Below are 16366 nucleotides of genomic sequence, written 5' to 3' on the forward strand. Positions count from 1 at the left end.
AGTGGTGTCGGCGCGTACGAGCGTTCGGACCTTGCCCCAAAGGGGTGGGGTCGGCGCGGGGAGGTAGACTTGAGGATGTCCGGGCGGACGAGCGACCGAGCATGCCCTGAGCGAACCTGCGTGGGCTGCCGGGAGCGAGCGGCCAAGAGCGATCTGCTGCGCATCGTGCTGGTCGGTGACCAATGTGTCCCCGATCCACGCGGTACGCTGCCCGGCCGGGGTGCGTATACGCACCCCGTTCTGAACTGTCTCGATCTGGCGGTCCGCCGCCGGGCGTTCCCCCGGGCCTTCCGGGTCCAGGGACCGCTCGACACCGCGCGACTGCGCCGGGCCGTCGGGACGAGCACCGCCATGGAGACGAGTCCGGCCATGGAGACAGGCACTGCGCAGGCAGCGCTGTAAGAAGAAGTACGGCACGGAATCCCGTGCGGTTCAGGTACCTCGCGAGTTGGAAGTAGGTCGAGATTGCGATGAGCACTCGATGAGTACGCGATGAGTACGCCCATGAAGTAGCGACGGTCCGGCGGTAACCCGGACCTAAAAGGAGCGAAGTGGCTAAGGTCCGGGTATACGAACTCGCCAAGGAGTTCGGCGTCGAGAGCAAGGTCGTCATGGCCAAGCTCCAAGAACTCGGTGAATTCGTCCGTTCGGCTTCCTCGACGATCGAGGCGCCGGTTGTACGCAAATTGACTGATGCTCTCCAGGGGCCCGCCGGCAACGGCCGGCCCGCTGCGAAGCCCGGGGCGCCCCGCAAGGCGACCCCCGCCCGTCCCGCCGCGCCCTCACCGGCGCAGGCGGCCCGTCCCGCTCCCAAGCCCGGTGCCCCGGCCCCCAAGCCGGCCGCCGCCGAGGCTCCCAGGAGCACCCCCTCCGCCGCGCCGACCCCCGGCCCGCGTCCGGCACCGGCCCCGCGTCCCGCGGCAGCTCCGAAGCCCGCGCCCGCCGCGCCGGCCGTACCGGAGTTCACCGCGCCCCCGTCGGCCCCGGCCGCCGGTCCCCGGCCCGGTGCCACCCCCGGCCCGCGTCCCGCCGCCCGTCCCACGGGCGGTCAGGGTGAGCAGCGCCAGGGTGGCGAGCAGCGTGACCAGCGCGGCGACCAGCGTCAGGGCGGCCGCTCCGGCGGCGCGCGCCCCGGCCAGGCCCCGCGTCCCGGCGCCCGTCCCGCGGGCCCGCGTCCGGGCAACAACCCCTTCACCTCGGGCGGTTCGACCGGAATGGCGCGTCCGCAGACGCCCCGTCCCGGCGGCGCCCCGCGTCCCGGTGGCGCCGGTGCCCCCGGCGGCCCGCGTCCGCAGGGTGCGGGTCAGGGTGGCGGTCCCCGTCCCCAGGCCGGTCCCGGCGGACAGACCGGTGGACGTCCGTCCCCCGGCGGCATGCCCCGCCCGCAGGCCCCCCGGGCCGCGGGTCCGGGCGGTGGCCCCGGTGGTAACCGTCCCAACCCGGGCATGATGCCGCAGCGTCCCGCTGCCGGCCCGCGTCCCGGCGGTGGCCCCGGCGGTGGCCGTGGTCCCGGCGGTCCCGGCCGTCCGGCCGGTGCCGGTGGCGGCGGTCGTCCCGGTGGCGGCGGCGGCTTCGCCGGCCGTCCCGGTGGCGGTGGCGGCGGTGGCTTCGCCGGTCGTCCCGGTGGCGGTGGCGGCGGCGGTGCCCCGGGTCGTCCCGGTGGCGGCGGCTTCGGTGGCGGCGGTGGCCGTCCCGGCTTCGGCGGACGTCCGGGTGGTCCCGGTGGCCGCGGTGGCACACAGGGCGCCTTCGGCCGTCCCGGCGGGCCCGCCCGTCGTGGCCGTAAGTCGAAGCGGCAGAGGCGCCAGGAGTACGAGGCCATGCAGGCCCCGTCGGTCGGCGGCGTCATGCTGCCGCGTGGCCAGGGCCAGACGGTCCGGCTGTCGCGCGGCGCTTCCCTCACCGACTTCGCGGAGAAGATCAACGCCAACCCGGCGTCGCTCGTCGCCGTGATGATGAACCTCGGCGAGATGGTCACCGCCACCCAGTCCGTCTCCGACGAGACCCTTCAGGTCCTCGCCGGCGAGATGAACTACGTGGTCGAGATCGTCAGCCCCGAGGAGGAGGACCGCGAGCTGCTCGGGTCCTTCGACATCGAGTTCGGCGAGGACGAGGGCGGCGAGGAAGCACTCGTCTCCCGTCCGCCGGTCGTGACCGTCATGGGTCACGTCGACCACGGTAAGACCAGGCTGCTGGACGCCATCCGCAAGACGAACGTCGTCGCGGGCGAGGCCGGCGGTATCACGCAGCACATCGGTGCGTACCAGGTCGCCACCGAGGTCAACGGTGAAGAGCGCAAGATCACCTTCATCGACACCCCGGGTCACGAGGCGTTCACCGCCATGCGTGCCCGTGGTGCCAAGTCCACCGACATCGCGATCCTCGTGGTCGCGGCCAATGACGGTGTGATGCCCCAGACGATCGAGGCGCTGAACCACGCCAAGGCGGCCGGTGTGCCGATCGTGGTCGCGGTCAACAAGATCGACGTCGAGGGTGCCGACCCGACCAAGGTGCGCGGTCAGCTCACCGAGTTCGGGCTGGTGGCCGAGGAGTACGGCGGCGACACCATGTTCGTCGACATCTCCGCCAAGCAGGGTCTGCACATCGACAGCCTGCTGGAGGCCGTGGTCCTCACCGCGGACGCCTCGCTCGACCTCCGGGCCAACCCGGATCAGGACGCGCAGGGTATCGCCATCGAGGCCCACCTCGACCGCGGTCGCGGCGCCGTCGCCACCGTGCTCGTCCAGCGCGGCACGCTGCGCGTCGGTGACACGATGGTCGCCGGTGACGCGTACGGCCGGGTCCGGGCGATGCTCGACGACAACGGCAACAACGTCGACGTGGCGACGCCCTCCACGCCCGTCCTGGTCCTGGGTCTCACCAATGTCCCCGGCGCCGGCGACAACTTCCTCGTCGTCGACGAGGACCGCACTGCCCGGCAGATCGCCGAGAAGCGTGCCGCTCGCGAGCGGAACGCGGCGTTCGCCCGCAGGGGCGTCCGGTTCTCCCTGGAGAACCTGGACGAGGCCCTCAAGGCCGGTCTGGTGCAGGAACTCAACCTCATCATCAAGGGCGACGCGTCCGGTTCGGTGGAGGCTCTCGAGTCCTCGCTGCTCCAGCTCGACGTCGGCGACGAGGTCGACATCCGCGTCCTGCACCGCGGTGTGGGTGCGGTCACCGAGTCGGACATCGACCTGGCGATGGGCTCCGACGCCATCGTGATCGGCTTCAACGTGCGCGCCGCCGGGCGTGCCGCGCAGATGGCCGACCGCGAAGGGGTGGACGTCCGGTACTACTCGGTCATCTACCAGGCGATCGAAGAGATCGAAGCGGCCCTCAAGGGCATGCTCAAGCCGGAGTACGAAGAGGTCGAGCTGGGCACGGCGGAGATCCGCGAGATCTTCCGCTCGTCCAAGCTGGGCAACATCGCGGGTGTCCTCATCCGCTCCGGCGAGGTCAAGCGCAACACCAAGGCCCGGCTCATCCGCGACGGCAAGGTCATCGCGGAGGACCTCAACATCCAGGGTCTGCGCCGCTTCAAGGACGATGTCACCGAGATCCGCGAAGGCTTCGAGGGCGGTATCAACCTCGGAAACTTCAACGACATCAAGATCGACGACGTCATCGCGACGTACGAGATGCGCGAGAAGCCGCGAGGCTGACGCACATCTGCCGTCCGGGGCCGGTCGACGGGACGTAATTCCGTCGATCGGCCCCGGCCGTTCCGTGTACGGTTTCGATGCCCCTGCCAAGCGCTGGCAGGGCGTCGAACCCGTACCGGCGGGACATCCGGACGTCTATGTATGTGGGGACTCTGTCCTTCGATCTGCTCCTCGGCGACGTACGGTCGTTGAAGGAGAAACGCTCTGTCGTCCGGCCGATCGTCGCCGAGCTGCACCGGAAGTTCGCGGTGAGCGTGGCGGAGACCGGCGGCCAGGACCTCCACCGCAGGGCCGAGATCGGCCTGGCCGTGGTGTCCGGCGACTGGGAACACCTCACGGACGTGCTCGACCGCTGCGAGCGCATGGTCGCCGGCCGGCCCGAGGTGGAGCTGCTGTCGGTACGGCGGCGGCTGCACAGCGACGAGGACTGACCGGGACGACGAGAACCGGCCGGGACTCGCCGGGACGACCGGGCGACACAAGACTGACCTGCACGACAAGAAACCCAGAAGGAAGAGTGACGGACCGGTGACCGACAACGCGCGGGCCCGCAAGCTGGCCGATCGCATCCAGGTCGTGGTCGCGGAGACCCTGGACCGGCGTATCAAGGACCCGCGACTCGGCTTCGTGACCATCACGGACGCCCGCGTCACCGGCGATCTGCGGGAGGCCACGGTCTTCTACACGGTCTACGGCGACGACGAGGAGCGCGCGGCCTCCGCCGCCGCCCTGGAGAGCGCCAAGGGCGTGCTGCGCTCCGAGGTGGGCCGCCAGACCGGCGTCCGCCACACCCCGAGCCTGGCGTTCGTACCCGACGCCCTCCCGGACAACGCCCGCACCATCGAGGACCTCCTCGACAAGGCGCGCGCCAAGGACGCGGAGGTACGGGACGTGTCCACCGGGAAGTCCTACGCGGCCGGGGCCGACCCGTACCGCAAGGACGACGACCCGGACTCCGACGACGACCCCGCCACGGACGGCGGCCCGGGCACCGACGGCCCGGGCACCGGCCGCACGGACGGTGCCGCCGCGGAATGACTCAGCAGAACACGACGCCCGACGGGCTTGTCATCGTCGACAAGCCGTCGGGCTTCACTTCGCACGACGTCGTCGCCAAGATGCGCGGGATCGCCAGAACCCGGCGCGTCGGCCACGCCGGCACCCTCGACCCCATGGCGACGGGCGTTCTCGTCCTCGGCGTGGAGCGGGCCACGAAACTCCTCGGCCACCTCGCGCTGACCGAGAAGGAGTACCTCGGCACGATCCGGCTCGGCCAGAACACCGTCACGGACGACGCCGAGGGGGAGATCACCTCCGCCACCGACGCCTCCGCCGTCAAGCGCGAAGCCATCGACACCGGGATCGCGGCGCTGACCGGCCCGATCATGCAGGTGCCGTCCAAGGTCAGCGCCATCAAGATCGACGGAAAGCGCTCGTACGCGCGGGTCCGCGGCGGCGAGGAGTTCGAGATCCCGGCCCGCCCGGTCACCGTCTCGTCCTTCCGGCTGTACGACGTCCGCGCGGCCGTCGCCGAGGACGGCACCCCCGTCCTCGACCTGGTCGTCTCCGTCGTCTGCTCGTCCGGCACCTATATCCGCGCCCTCGCCCGCGACCTGGGCGCCGGCCTCGGCGTCGGCGGCCATCTCACGGCGCTGCGCAGGACCCGGGTGGGCCCGTACGCGCTGGACGCCGCGCGGACGCTCGACCAGCTCCAGGAGGAGCTGACCGTCATGCCCGTCGCCGACGCCGCCGCGGCGGCGTTCGCCCGCTGGGACGTCGATGACAAGCGGGCAAAGCTGCTGGTCAACGGCGTACGGCTGGATATGCCGGCCTTCCCCACCAGCCCCGTCGCCGCGTTCGACCCCGAGGGGCGCTTTGTCGCGCTCGTCGAGGAGCAGCGCGGCAAGGCCAAGAGCCTCGCGGTCTTCGCCTGAACACCGTGGAGCGGGCAGGCGAGCCTGCCCGCTCCACGATCCCCCTCCGGCAGGGATCTATCCACCCCGAGCCCCGCATTCACCCCAACAGGCGGGCGCACGGAGTGTCCGGAGGGTGCACAGGGGGCGTGCCCGGCTCACGGCGGCGGTGTACCGGCCCCGGACGGCGGCGGTCGGTGGCGGCCGGCGTTCAACGGTGCCGGTGCGGGCCATGGGGGCCGGGCATGGCAGTCTTAGATCTGCGTAACTGGAAATCATGTACATGGGTTCGGGCGAGGAGCGGTCACAGTGCAGCGCTGGCGTGGCTTGGAGGACATCCCCCAGGACTGGGGGCGCAGCGTCGTCACCATCGGCTCGTACGACGGGGTGCACCGCGGACACCAGCTGATCATCGGCCGGGCCGTTGAACGCGCCCGTGAGCTGGGCGTTCTCTCGGTCGTCGTGACCTTCGACCCGCACCCCAGCGAGGTCGTCCGCCCCGGCAGCCACCCGCCCCTGCTCGCCCCCCACCACCGGCGCGCCGAACTGATGGCCGAGCTGGGCGTGGACGCGCTGCTGATCCTGCCGTTCACCCTCGCCTTCTCGAAGCTCTCGCCCGCCGACTTCATCGTCAAGGTCCTTGTCGACAAGCTGCACGCGCGCGCCGTCATCGAGGGCCCCAACTTCCGCTTCGGCCACCGGGCGGCGGGCAATGTCGCCGTCCTCGCCGACCTCGGCCCGACCTACGAATACGAGGTGGAGGTCGTCGATCTCTCCCTCAGCGGAGCGGCGGGCGGCGGCGAGCCCTTCTCGTCCACCCTCACCCGCCGACTGGTCGCCGAGGGCGATGTCGCGGGCGCGGCGGAGATCCTCGGCCGCCCGCACCGCGTCGAGGGCGTGGTCGTACGCGGCGCCCAGCGCGGCCGTGAGCTGGGCTTCCCCACGGCCAACGTCGAAACCCTCCCGCACACCGCGATCCCCGCGGACGGCGTCTACGCGGGCTGGCTCACCGCCGACGGCGAGCGCATGCCCGCGGCCATCTCCGTCGGCACGAACCCGCAGTTCGACGGCGTGGACCGGACGGTGGAGGCGTACGCGATCGACCGGGTGGGGCTGGACCTCTACGGGCTGCACGTGACCGTGGACTTTCTGACGTACGTACGCGGGCAGCGGAAGTTCGAGTCGATCGAGGCGCTGCTGGAAGCGATGGCGGCGGACGTGAAGCAGGCGCGGGAGTTGACGGCGTAGCCGTCTGTTTTTGGGCGCGCGTTCGGGCCCGGCCTGCGCGGGCGGTGCGCCCGCCCCCACCGGCGGGAGGGGGCCGGGGTCGCAGGAGGTGACGTCCCCGGATGTAGAGCGTGATTTGTGCCGCTGTACGGTCCGCAGTCGGCCGACGAAGCCGCACGCGGCGTAAATCATGCATCCGGGGATGCGCCTCCGGAGTGCCCCGGCCCCCGGCACGGGGACAACCGGCCCGCACCCCGAACCGGCCCGCACCACGGCCCCCTAGCGGTGGCGGACGGACAACAGCGCCTGGGTGTAGGGGTGCTGAGGTGTCATCAGGACGTCCTCGACCTGGCCGGTCTCCACGATCCGGCCGCGGTACATCACCGCCACCCGGTCCGCGATGTTCCACGCGAGCCCCAGGTCGTGGGTCACGACCAGCGCGGACAGGCCGAGTTCGGCGCGCAGGGACAGCAGGAGCGCCAGGATCTCGCCGCGTACGGACGCGTCGAGGGAGGCCACCGGCTCGTCGGCGACGATGAGTTCCGGTTCGAGGACGAGCGCGCCCGCGATGACGACGCGCTGGCGCTGGCCGCCGGACAGCTCGTGCGGGTAGCGGAGGAAGAAGCGTTCGGGCGGGCGGAGGCCGGCCCGGGACAGCGCCTCGGCCACGGCCGCGCGTTCGTCGCCCGGGCGGCCGTGGATGCGTGGGCCCTCGGCGACCGCGTCGTACACCGTGTGCCGGGGGTTGAGCGAGCCGCTCGGGTCCTGGAGGACGAGTTGCACGCGCTTGCGGTACGCCTTGAGGGCGCGCGAGCCGTACGTCAGGGGCTCACCGGCGAAGACGACACGGCCGGCCGTGGGCGGGACGAGACCGAGCAGGGCGCGCGCGAGGGTGGTCTTGCCGCAGCCCGACTCACCGACCAGGGCGACGATCTCCCCGGCGCCGATGTCGAGGTCGACCCCGTCGACCGCGCGGGCGGCCGGGGTGCCGCGGCGGCCGGGGAAGACGACGTGGAGGCCGGTGGCGGAGAGCAGCGGGCCGGGCCGTGGCTCCGGCGGGGTGCTCATGACGGCACCGCCGGGGCGATCCGGACGCAGGCCGCGCGCCGGCCCGGGGCCGCGTCCCGCAGCTCCGGGTCGTCGGTGGCGCAGCGGTCGAGCGTGACCGGGCAGCGCGGGTGGAACGTACAGCCGCCCGGCAGCGCCGACGGGTCGGGCGGGTCGCCGGGCAGCCCGCGGGGGGCGCGCCGCGAGGCGGGGTCGCCGACGCGCGGGAAGGCGGCGGAGAGCGCGTGGCCGTACGGATGGAGCGCGGTGTCGTACACGGCGCGCGCCGGTCCCTCCTCGACGACGCGGCCCGCGTACATGACGGCGAGCCGGTCGCAGGTGTCGGCGAGGACCGCGAGATCGTGGCTGATCATGAGCAGGCTGATGTCCTGGTCCGCGACCAGGCGTTCGATGAGCCGCAGGATCTGCGCCTGGGTCATGACGTCGAGCGCGGTGGTCGGCTCGTCCGCGACGATCAGCCGGGGGTCGCAGGCGAGCGCCATGGCGATCATCACGCGCTGGCGCTGGCCGCCGGAGAGTTCGTGCGGGTAGGCGCCGGCGCGGGCCGCGGGGAGGCCGACCTGCTCCAGGAGCGCGCCGGCGCGGGCGCGGGCGGCGGCCGGGGTGGTGCGCCGGTGGAGGAGGACGGGTTCGGCGATCTGGTCGCCGATCCGGTGGACCGGGTTGAGCGAGTGCATCGCGCTCTGGAAGACGATCGAGGCGCCCGCCCACCGTACGGCGCGGAGCCGGCCCCATTTCATGGTGAGGACGTCCTCGCCGGCGAGCAGGATCTCCCCGGAGAGCGTGGCGGTGGGCGGCAGCAGCCGGAGCAGGGCGAGGGCCAGGGTGGACTTGCCGCAGCCGGACTCCCCGGCGAGTCCCAGCTTGCGGCCCGGCTCGACGGTCAGGCCGACGCCGCGTACGGCGGGGACGGCGCCGGGGCCCGAACCGTACGTCACATGAAGGTTCTTGATCTCCAGCGCGTTCACCGGGACACCACCCGCCTCGGGTTGAGTACGGACTCGACGGCGCGTCCGCAGAGCGTGAAGGCGAGCGCGACGCACGCGATGGCGAGGCCGGGCGGCGCCAGGTACCACCAGTGCCCGGAGGAGACGGCGCCGGCCTCGCGCGCGTCCTGGAGCATGCCGCCCCACGAGACGACGACCGGATCGCCGAGGCCGAGGAAGGCGAGGGTGGCCTCCGTGAGGATGGCGGCGGAGATGCCGAGCGTGGTCTGGGCGAGCACCAGCGGCAGCACATTGGGCAGGACGTGGCGCGTCATGATGTGCCGGTGCCCGCCGCCGAGCGCGCGGGCGCGTTCGATGTACGGGCGGGACTCGACGGCGATGGTCTGGGCGCGGACGAGCCGGGCGGTCGTGGGCCAGCTGGTGACGCCGATCGCCAGGATCACCGTCCAGATCGACCGGGACATGACGGTGGCCAGCACGATGGCGAGGACGAGCGTCGGCATCACCAGGAACCAGTCGGTGACGCGCATGACCACGGTGGCGAACCAGCCGCCGTAGTGTCCGGCGAGGACACCGACCAGCGTACCGATGGCCACCGACAGCGCGGCGGCCAGCAGCCCGACGGTCAGGGAGATCCGGGAGCCCCAGATCAGCAGGGAGAGCAGCGGGCGCCCGAACTGGTCGGTGCCGAGCGGGAACCGGGCGCTGGGCGGCTCCAGCGCGGTGCCGGGCGCGTCGGTCACGCGCTGCACGCCGGCGCCGACGATCAGCGGTGCGCACAGGGCGACGATCGCGAGGAGCGAGAGCCCGGCGAGCCCGATGAGCCCGCCGCGACGGTCCCGGTAGCGCTGCCAGAAGCGGACCAGCGACGCACGGCGGCGGGCGCGCGCGAGCGCGGCGGCGGTGAGCCCGGCGGCGGCGGGCCCGGCGCCAGTGGGCGGCGCTTCGGCGGGCTCCGGTGCGGTGTTCTCCGGATTCATCGGCCCACCCGGGGATCGAGCAGCGGATGGAGCAGGTCGGCAAGGAGGTTCATCAGGATCATCGCTCCGGCGAAGACGACGAACAGCCCCTGGACGAGGGGCAGATCGGGCACGCTCAGCGCCTGGTAGAACAGCCCGCCGAGGCCCGGCCAGGAGAACACCGTCTCGACCAGGATGGAACCGGCCGCCACATGGCCCAGATTGATGAAGACCATGGTGACGGTGGGCAGCAACGCGTTCGGCACGGCGTGCCGGCGGCGTACCAGCGCGTCCCGCAGCCCCTTCGCCCGCGCCGTCGTCAGATAGTCGGCGCCCATCTCGTCCAGCAGGGACGACCGCATGACCAGCAGCGTCTGCGCGTAGCCGACCGCGACCAGCGTGATCACGGGCAGCACCAGATGGTGGGCGACGTCGAGGACGTACCCGAAGCCCGACGAGTCGCCCGACTCCATCCCACCGGTGGGGAACAGACCGGGGACGGGACCGATGCCCACCGAGAAGAAGATGATCAGCAGCAGACCGAGCCAGAAGGCGGGCACGGACCACAGCGTCAGCGCCAGACCGGTGCTGAGCCGGTCGCCCAGGCCGCCGCTCCGCCAGGCGGCGCGGGTGCCGAGCCAGAGGCCGAGCGCCGAGTAGATCACCACGGCGACCCCCGTGAGCAGCAGGGTCGCCGGCAGCTTCTCCGCGATCAGCTCACCGACCGGCGCGTGGAACTGGTACGACGTACCCAGGTCGCCGGTCAGCGCCTTGGCGCAGTACTCCGTGAACTGCCGCCACAGCGGCAGGTCCAGCCCGAACTGCCGGCGCAGGGTGGCCATCTGCTCCGGCGAGGTCGGGACACCGTGGGTCATGGCGCGGACCGGGTCGCCCGGGACGATCCGGAAGAGGAAGAAGCTCGTGACGAGGACGGCGAAGAGCGAGACGGCCGCGCCGCCCATCTTGCCCGCCACATGGAGCGGATACGCGGCCCGGCGGCCGGGAGCGGTCCGGGTGCCCGGAGCGGTACGGGTCGTACGGGCCGGGGCCTCGGCGGGTCCGTACCGCCCCTGGTCGTCGGCCGCGTCCCCCGCCACTTCGGGGCTTGCGCTACTCACGGTCTTCGGCGGTGGTACGGCGGCGCCTCAGGACGAGAACCCCGGCAGCGGCGGCGGCCACCACGACCACCCCGGCCCCGATCAGCACACCGGTGGCGGCGGAGCCGCCGGAGCCGCCCGGGCCACCGCTCGTCTCCCGGTCGGCGGGGACCGCCGACCACCAGCTCCAGTAGCCGTCCTGGCCCCAGAGATTGCCGGCGGCCTCCGGCATCGTCGTGATCGACTTGATGTGGTCGGTGCGGTACGCCTCGACGGCGTTCGGGTAGGCCATGACGTTCATGTACCCCGTGTCGTAGAGCCGCGACTGGATCTGCTTGACCAGTTCTGCCCGTTTCGCCGGGTCGTACTCGGCCGTCTGCCGCGCGTACAGCGCGTCATAGCGCTTGTCGCAGATGAAGTTGTCGGTGGAGCCGCTGTCCTTCGGCGTGGCGGGGAGGGAATCGCACGTATGAATGGAGAGGACGTAGTCGGGATCCGGGTTGACTGACCAGCCGTCGAAGGCCAGATCGTAGTCACCGGCCTGCCACGGGTCGGAGACATTGTCGAGGCACTCGATCTTCAGCCCGATACCGAGCTTCCCCCACCACTCCTGGAGGTACTTGCCGATCGCCTTGTCGTTCGGGTCGGTGGCATGGCAGAGGATCCGGAAGCCGAGCGGCTTGCCGTCCTTGCCGACACGCCTGCCCGCGCCGTCCGTCCCGTAGCCGGCCCGGTCGAGCGTCCGGGCCGCCGCCGTCGGGTCGTACCCGACCTTCTGACCGGCCGAGGGCTGCCAGAAGTACGGCGCGAAGCGCGGCGGGATGTACCCCTGGCCCTCCACGGCGTGGCCCTGGAACACCTTGTCGACGACGGCCTCGCGGTCGACGGCCTGGAAGAGCGCCCTGCGCACCGCCGGATCGCGCAGCGCCACCGCGCCGTTGCCGAACGCCGTGCCGTCCTTCGCCCGGGCGCCGGGGTTGACCGCGAGGGCGTGGAAGCGCCGGCCGGGCGCGTCGTTGACCTTGATGTTCTCGACGCTGCCCAGCGCGGCGGCCTGGGCCGGGGTGAGGTTCGGGGCGAAGGACACCTCGCCCTTCTGGAGCGCCGCGACGGCCGCGTCCCCGTCCTTGTAGTACTTGAACACCAGCTCGTCGAACTTGGGCGCGCCGCGCCAGAACCCCTTGTTCGGCTTGAGCTTGACGTACTGATCGACCTTGTAGTCCGTGATGACGAACGGGCCGTTGCCGACGATCGGGAAGGTCTTGTCGTTGTTGAAGGTGGAGAAGTCACCGACCTTCTCCCACACGTGCTTCGGCACGATCGGCACGTCGAGCGCGACCATCGTCGCCTGCGGCTTCTTCAGCTCGATGATCAGCGTCCTCGGATCGGGCGCCGTGACCTTCGCGAAGTTCGCGGTGAAACTGCCGTTGGCGACGGCCGCGTCGGGGTCCGTCATCATCTTGTTGAACGTCCAGGCGGCGTCCTCGGCGGTCGCCGGCCGGCCGTCGGACCACGTCGAGTCCGCGCGGATCGTGTACGTCCAGGTGAGCTTGTCCGCCGACGGCTGCCAGGAGGTAGCGAAGCCCGGGACGGGGTGCGCGTCCTTGGGGTCGTAGTTCGTCAGGTACTCGTACGCCAGCCGGTGAATGCTGGTGCTGGTCAGCCGCTGTGCGAGGAAGGGGCTGAGCGAGTCGATGCTCTGGCTGACCGCGACGGTCAGCACCCGTCTGCCGTCGTCCGCCCGTGCCTGCGGGGCCGGGAACAGCGGACCGAGCGGGAGTACGGAACCGACCACGAGCGCGCCGGCCGCGGCAGCCGATGCCAGGAATAGCCGCAGCCGGCGGAGGTGGGGGGTGTGGGGGAGGGTTTTTCCGACCATGGGACGTGACCTCGTGTTATCACTCGCACGGAGAAAACCGGGGTGACGCTGGTTCGCCAACTGGTGAAGCGAAGGTCTACCAGCGCTCGTACGGTCCGTCAACGGCCCCTCAAACCCCTTGTGGTCTGCGGTAATACGCCGAGGGGCCGCACCGTGGAGACGGTGCGGCCCCTCATTGGTCTCGACCTCTGAAGCGCTACTGCTGAGGCGCTGGCGGTACGGGTGGGGACTGCGGCGGAGGCCATGCGCCGGGCGGCGGCACGGGCCCCGGCGCACCCGGCTGCGCCTGGGCGGGGGGCGGTCCCTGCGGGGGCTGCGCCTGCTGCGTGGGCTGTGGCGGGGGCTGCTGCCATCCCTGCTGGGGGCCGGGCTGCTGGCCGTAGTGCTGTTGCTGCGGCTGCTGCGGGTGCTGTGGCGGGTACGGGTACGGGTAGGCCGGGGGCTGCTGCTGGGGATTCGGGTACTGCTGGGGCTGGTAGGGCTGGCCCGGCATGGGCTGGCCCGGCATCGGCTGGCCGGGCATCGGCGGCGCGAGGTGCGGCGGCGGATTGCCGTCCGCGGTCCACAGCCCCTGCGCCTGCTGCGCCCGTACGAAGTCCTCCGCGACCAGGGCGGAGAGATGGAAGTACGCCTCGCGCGTCTTGGGCCGCATCATGTCGAGGTCCACCTCGGCACCCGCCGCCAGATGCTCGTCGAACGGCACGACGACCACCCCGCGGCAGCGTGTCTCGAAGTGCTGCACGATGTCGTCGACCTTGATCATCTTGCCGGTCTCGCGGACCCCGGAGATGACCGTGAGCGAGCGCTGCACCAGCTCGGCGTACCCGTGCGCGGAGAGCCAGTCGAGCGTGGTCGACGCGCTGCTCGCGCCGTCCACGGAGGGTGTCGAGATGATGATCAGCTGATCGGCGAGGTCCAGCACCCCGCGCATCGCACTGTAGAGCAGACCGGTACCCGAGTCCGTGAGGATGATCGGATACTGCTTGCCCAGCACATCGATGGCGCGCCGGTAGTCCTCGTCGCTGAACGCGGTCGAGACGGCCGGGTCCACGTCGTTGGCGATGATCTCCAGCCCGGAGGACGCCTGAGAGGTGAACCGGCGGATGTCCATGTAGCTGTGCAGATGCGGGATCGCCTGGACCAGGTCCCGGATCGTCGCACCGGTCTCGCGCCGGACGCGGCGGCCGAGCGTACCGGCGTCCGGGTTGGCGTCGATCGCCAGGATCTTGTCCTGCCGCTCGGTGGCCAGGGTCGAGCCCAGCGCGGTGGTCGTCGTGGTCTTGCCGACCCCGCCCTTGAGGCTGATGACCGCGATCCGGTAGCAGGAGAGGACCGGGGTGCGGATCAGGTCGAGCTTGCGCTGACGCTCGGCCTCGGCCGCCCTGCCGCCGATCCGGAAGCGCGAACCGCCCGTCGAGGGACGGCTGCTCTTGGCCTTCGGCTTGTTGTTGCGGAGCAGCCGGTCCGAGGACAGCTCGACGGCCGCCGTGTAGCCGAGCGGGGCGCCCGGCACGGAACGCTCGCGGTGGTCGTGCGAGACGGCCGACGGCCAGCCCGCTCCGGCGCGGGGGTCGGCGGGCGGCGGCCCGGGTGCGGGCTGCGGCTGCTGGGGCGGTTGCGGCTGATGGAACTGGGGCGGCTGCGAGGGCTGCGGGCTCTGCGGACTCGGTGCGTTCTGAGGGGGCTGCGGGTTCTGAGTGGGCTGAGGGGGCTGAGGTGCGTACGGCCCTTGCTGCGCGGGGAAGTACGGCGCTCCGGGCCCGGCGGCGGGTGCCTGGAGCGGGAAGCCGTAACCGCCCTGAGCGGCGGCCTGCGGCTGCGGCTGCGGCGCGGCCGGATACGGGCTCGGGTGGCCCGGCCCCTGCGGAGGCGGGAAGCCGTAACCGGCGGGCGGCGCGGCGAGTTGCTGAGGCTGCGGCGCCGCTTGCGGGGTCTGTGGGGCCGGGGCCGGGGCCGGGGCCTGTGCGGCCTGCGGAGCGGGGGGCTGTCCCTGCCGCTGGTGGGGGAAGCCGTAACCGTCCTGCTGCGGCTGGTTCTGGGGCGGCCACCCGTACGGGGCCGGTGCGGCGGCCTGCGGCTGCGGCGCCGGCTGTGCCACGGGCTGCTGTGCCGCGGGCGGCTGCGGCGCGAGCTGCTGCGGCGCGGCCGGCTGGAACGCGGGCGGCAGCGGGGGCAGGCCCGGGGCGGGCTGCGCGTTCGGCGGCGGGGCCCAGGGGAGCACCGCCTCCGGGGCGGCAGGGGGAGCGTCCTGAGGCACGGCGTCCGTGACGGCGTCCACGGGCGTCGCGTCGGTGGGTACGGCATCGGTGGGCGCGGCGTCTTCGGGTGCCGCGGGGGCCGCGTCGGCGGGAACGGCGTCGGCCGGTACGGAATCGGCGGGTACGGAATCCACCGGTGCGGCATCGACGGGCGGGGTGTCGCCGGTGGCGGCCTCCCCGGGAGAGGCCTCCGCGTCAGCGGGCTGGGCGTCGGAGGGTTCGGGGGCGTCAGCGGTCGCGGTGGGGGCCGGGGGCTCCTCCTCGGGCCCGCCCTCCTCCCGTACAGCCGTCGGAGCCGCCTCCGTTACGCCGGCCTCGGCCGCGGATGCGGCCTCCGGGACGTCCGGCGCGGGGGCCGCGTCCACGTTCACGGCCGCGTTCTCGTTCTCGGCGATGGCCTCGGGCCCGGTCTTGGCCTCGGGCTCGGGAAGGTCGGTCTGTCCGTCAGCCGCCGCGGCCGTCTCGGCGGGCGTGGCGGGCTCGGAGGCGGCGTCCTCCGCCGCCTTTTTCGCGGCGTCCATCTCCGCGAACTCGCGCTTGAGCGCGGCCGGGGAGAACCGCATGGTCGCCCCGCTCTCCACATCGGCGCCCCCGTCGGCGAAGTGCTGCGCCGCGGGCGGTGCCGTGGGTACGGGTACGGGCGCCGCCGCCGGAGCGCCCTGTGCGACCGGCACCGGAGCCGAGGCCGGCGCGGCCTGAGCCGGCACCGGAGCCTGCGCCGGCACCTGGGGCTGCTGCTGTAGCTGGGCCTGCTGGGGCTGGGGGCGCTGCGGCTGGGGCGCGGGCGCCGCCGGGGGCTGCTGGTTCGGCGCCCAGTTCGGCTCGTAACCACGTCCCGCGGGCAGTCCCGGCACGGCGACCGGCGCGCCGTCGGGCGGCGGCGGCATCTGGGCGGGGGCGGGCGAGGGCGGTGGCGCGGCCGACGCGCCGCCACCGGACGTGTCGCCCGGCGCGTTCTGCGTGTACCAGGCGGGCGGGGTGTAGTCGATGGTGAACTCACCCGTCATCTCGGGCTCCACGTCGGACTGATCGTCCGCGGCGGGCCTGTTCCAGCCTCCCCGGATCTCGTCCCGCTCGCCGTTCACTTTGCCTCCTGATGTGGTCGAGCACCCTTGTGCCGTGGTGGGTGGGGGCGACCGAATCCGTCCGTCCGGTCAGCCCGGCTCTTCCCCTGGACGACGCGGCCCGCCTGCCCGTGGATCCGGCGCCTCTCCCGGCACAGGCTCCGCCCCGGCGGGCAAGCGATGCCGGTCGCGGCACCAGGCCCTGTCCGGCTGCTCCCGCGCCCGCACCCACCCTAATCGTCACCGGCGCTCCTGGGGCAGGGCGGACCGCCCACGACCGTGCCCAAGTACG

11 protein-coding genes and 1 pseudogene are annotated in these 16366 nt (G+C 72.6%); 6 read left to right on the forward strand and 6 right to left on the reverse strand.

Features of this window, described 5'->3' with window-relative positions:
- Positions 1 to 75: 75 nt before the first annotated feature.
- From DVK44_RS26255 to DVK44_RS26280, 6 genes are all read left to right on the forward strand, one after another.
- Positions 76 to 402: a YlxR family protein gene (locus DVK44_RS26255; protein ID WP_114665447.1), complete on the forward strand. Its 327-nt coding sequence runs from the start codon at positions 76 to 78 to the stop codon at positions 400 to 402.
- A gap of 149 nt (positions 403 to 551) precedes the next feature.
- Complete coding sequence (gene infB / locus DVK44_RS26260) at positions 552 to 3662, forward strand: translation initiation factor IF-2 (RefSeq protein ID WP_114662503.1); 3111 nt, start codon at positions 552 to 554, stop codon at positions 3660 to 3662.
- A 137-nt stretch (positions 3663 to 3799) separates the two neighbouring features.
- Positions 3800 to 4093: a DUF503 domain-containing protein gene (locus DVK44_RS26265; RefSeq protein ID WP_114662504.1), complete on the forward strand. Its 294-nt coding sequence runs from the start codon at positions 3800 to 3802 to the stop codon at positions 4091 to 4093.
- Positions 4094 to 4190: 97 nt separating this feature from the next.
- Positions 4191 to 4700, forward strand: coding sequence for a 30S ribosome-binding factor RbfA (gene rbfA / locus DVK44_RS26270; protein WP_114662506.1), 510 nt, complete (start codon positions 4191 to 4193; stop codon positions 4698 to 4700).
- On the forward strand, positions 4697 to 5596 hold the full coding sequence (gene truB, locus DVK44_RS26275; protein ID WP_114662508.1) for a tRNA pseudouridine(55) synthase TruB: 900 nt from the start codon (positions 4697 to 4699) through the stop codon (positions 5594 to 5596). The genes rbfA and truB overlap by 4 nt, the downstream gene beginning before the upstream one ends.
- A 288-nt stretch (positions 5597 to 5884) precedes the next feature.
- Positions 5885 to 6823: a bifunctional riboflavin kinase/FAD synthetase gene (locus DVK44_RS26280; RefSeq protein WP_114662510.1), complete on the forward strand. Its 939-nt coding sequence runs from the start codon at positions 5885 to 5887 to the stop codon at positions 6821 to 6823.
- Positions 6824 to 7093: 270 nt separating this feature from the next.
- Here the strand turns inward: DVK44_RS26280 and DVK44_RS26285 are convergent.
- The 6 genes and pseudogenes from DVK44_RS26285 to DVK44_RS26310 all read right to left on the reverse strand — a co-directional run.
- Positions 7094 to 7870, reverse strand: a pseudogene (locus tag DVK44_RS26285) (ABC transporter ATP-binding protein); the annotation flags it as partial.
- Complete coding sequence (locus tag DVK44_RS26290; RefSeq protein WP_228447378.1) at positions 7867 to 8838, reverse strand: ABC transporter ATP-binding protein; 972 nt, start codon at positions 8836 to 8838, stop codon at positions 7867 to 7869. The gene DVK44_RS26290 and the pseudogene DVK44_RS26285, both read right to left, overlap by 4 nt.
- Entirely contained in the window at positions 8835 to 9797 is a 963-nt protein-coding gene (locus DVK44_RS26295) for an ABC transporter permease (protein ID WP_114662512.1), read from the reverse strand. Before DVK44_RS26295 ends, DVK44_RS26290 begins: the two co-directional genes overlap by 4 nt.
- Positions 9794 to 10738, reverse strand: a complete 945-nt coding sequence (locus DVK44_RS26300) for an ABC transporter permease (RefSeq protein ID WP_114665449.1) — start codon at positions 10736 to 10738, stop codon at positions 9794 to 9796. The genes DVK44_RS26295 and DVK44_RS26300 overlap by 4 nt, the downstream gene beginning before the upstream one ends.
- Positions 10739 to 10886: 148 nt before the next feature.
- Positions 10887 to 12752, reverse strand: coding sequence for an ABC transporter substrate-binding protein (locus DVK44_RS26305; protein WP_114662514.1), 1866 nt, complete (start codon positions 12750 to 12752; stop codon positions 10887 to 10889).
- 196 nt (positions 12753 to 12948) lie between these two features.
- The gene (locus DVK44_RS26310) at positions 12949 to 16095 is read right to left on the reverse strand and encodes an SCO5717 family growth-regulating ATPase (protein WP_114662516.1); all 3147 of its coding nucleotides are present in this window, start codon (positions 16093 to 16095) and stop codon (positions 12949 to 12951) included.
- Positions 16096 to 16366: the final 271 nt, after the last annotated feature.

It is taken from the genome of Streptomyces paludis (genome assembly GCF_003344965.1).
GTDB classification, from domain to species: Bacteria; Actinomycetota; Actinomycetes; order Streptomycetales; family Streptomycetaceae; genus Streptomyces; species Streptomyces paludis.

What these genes read in the sequence shown, in the direction of transcription:
- DVK44_RS26255 (WP_114665447.1), top strand. Translation starts at nt 76, where the DNA reads ATGTCCGGGCGGACGAGCGACCGAGCATGCCCTGAGCGAACCTGCGTG.
- DVK44_RS26265 (WP_114662504.1), top strand. Translation starts at nt 3,800, where the DNA reads ATGTATGTGGGGACTCTGTCCTTCGATCTGCTCCTCGGCGACGTACGG.
- truB (WP_114662508.1), top strand. Translation starts at nt 4,697, where the DNA reads ATGACTCAGCAGAACACGACGCCCGACGGGCTTGTCATCGTCGACAAG.
- DVK44_RS26295 (WP_114662512.1), bottom strand. Translation starts at nt 9,797, where the DNA reads ATGAATCCGGAGAACACCGCACCGGAGCCCGCCGAAGCGCCGCCCACT.
- DVK44_RS26300 (WP_114665449.1), bottom strand. Translation starts at nt 10,738, where the DNA reads ATGGGCGGCGCGGCCGTCTCGCTCTTCGCCGTCCTCGTCACGAGCTTC.
- DVK44_RS26305 (WP_114662514.1), bottom strand. Translation starts at nt 12,752, where the DNA reads ATGGTCGGAAAAACCCTCCCCCACACCCCCCACCTCCGCCGGCTGCGG.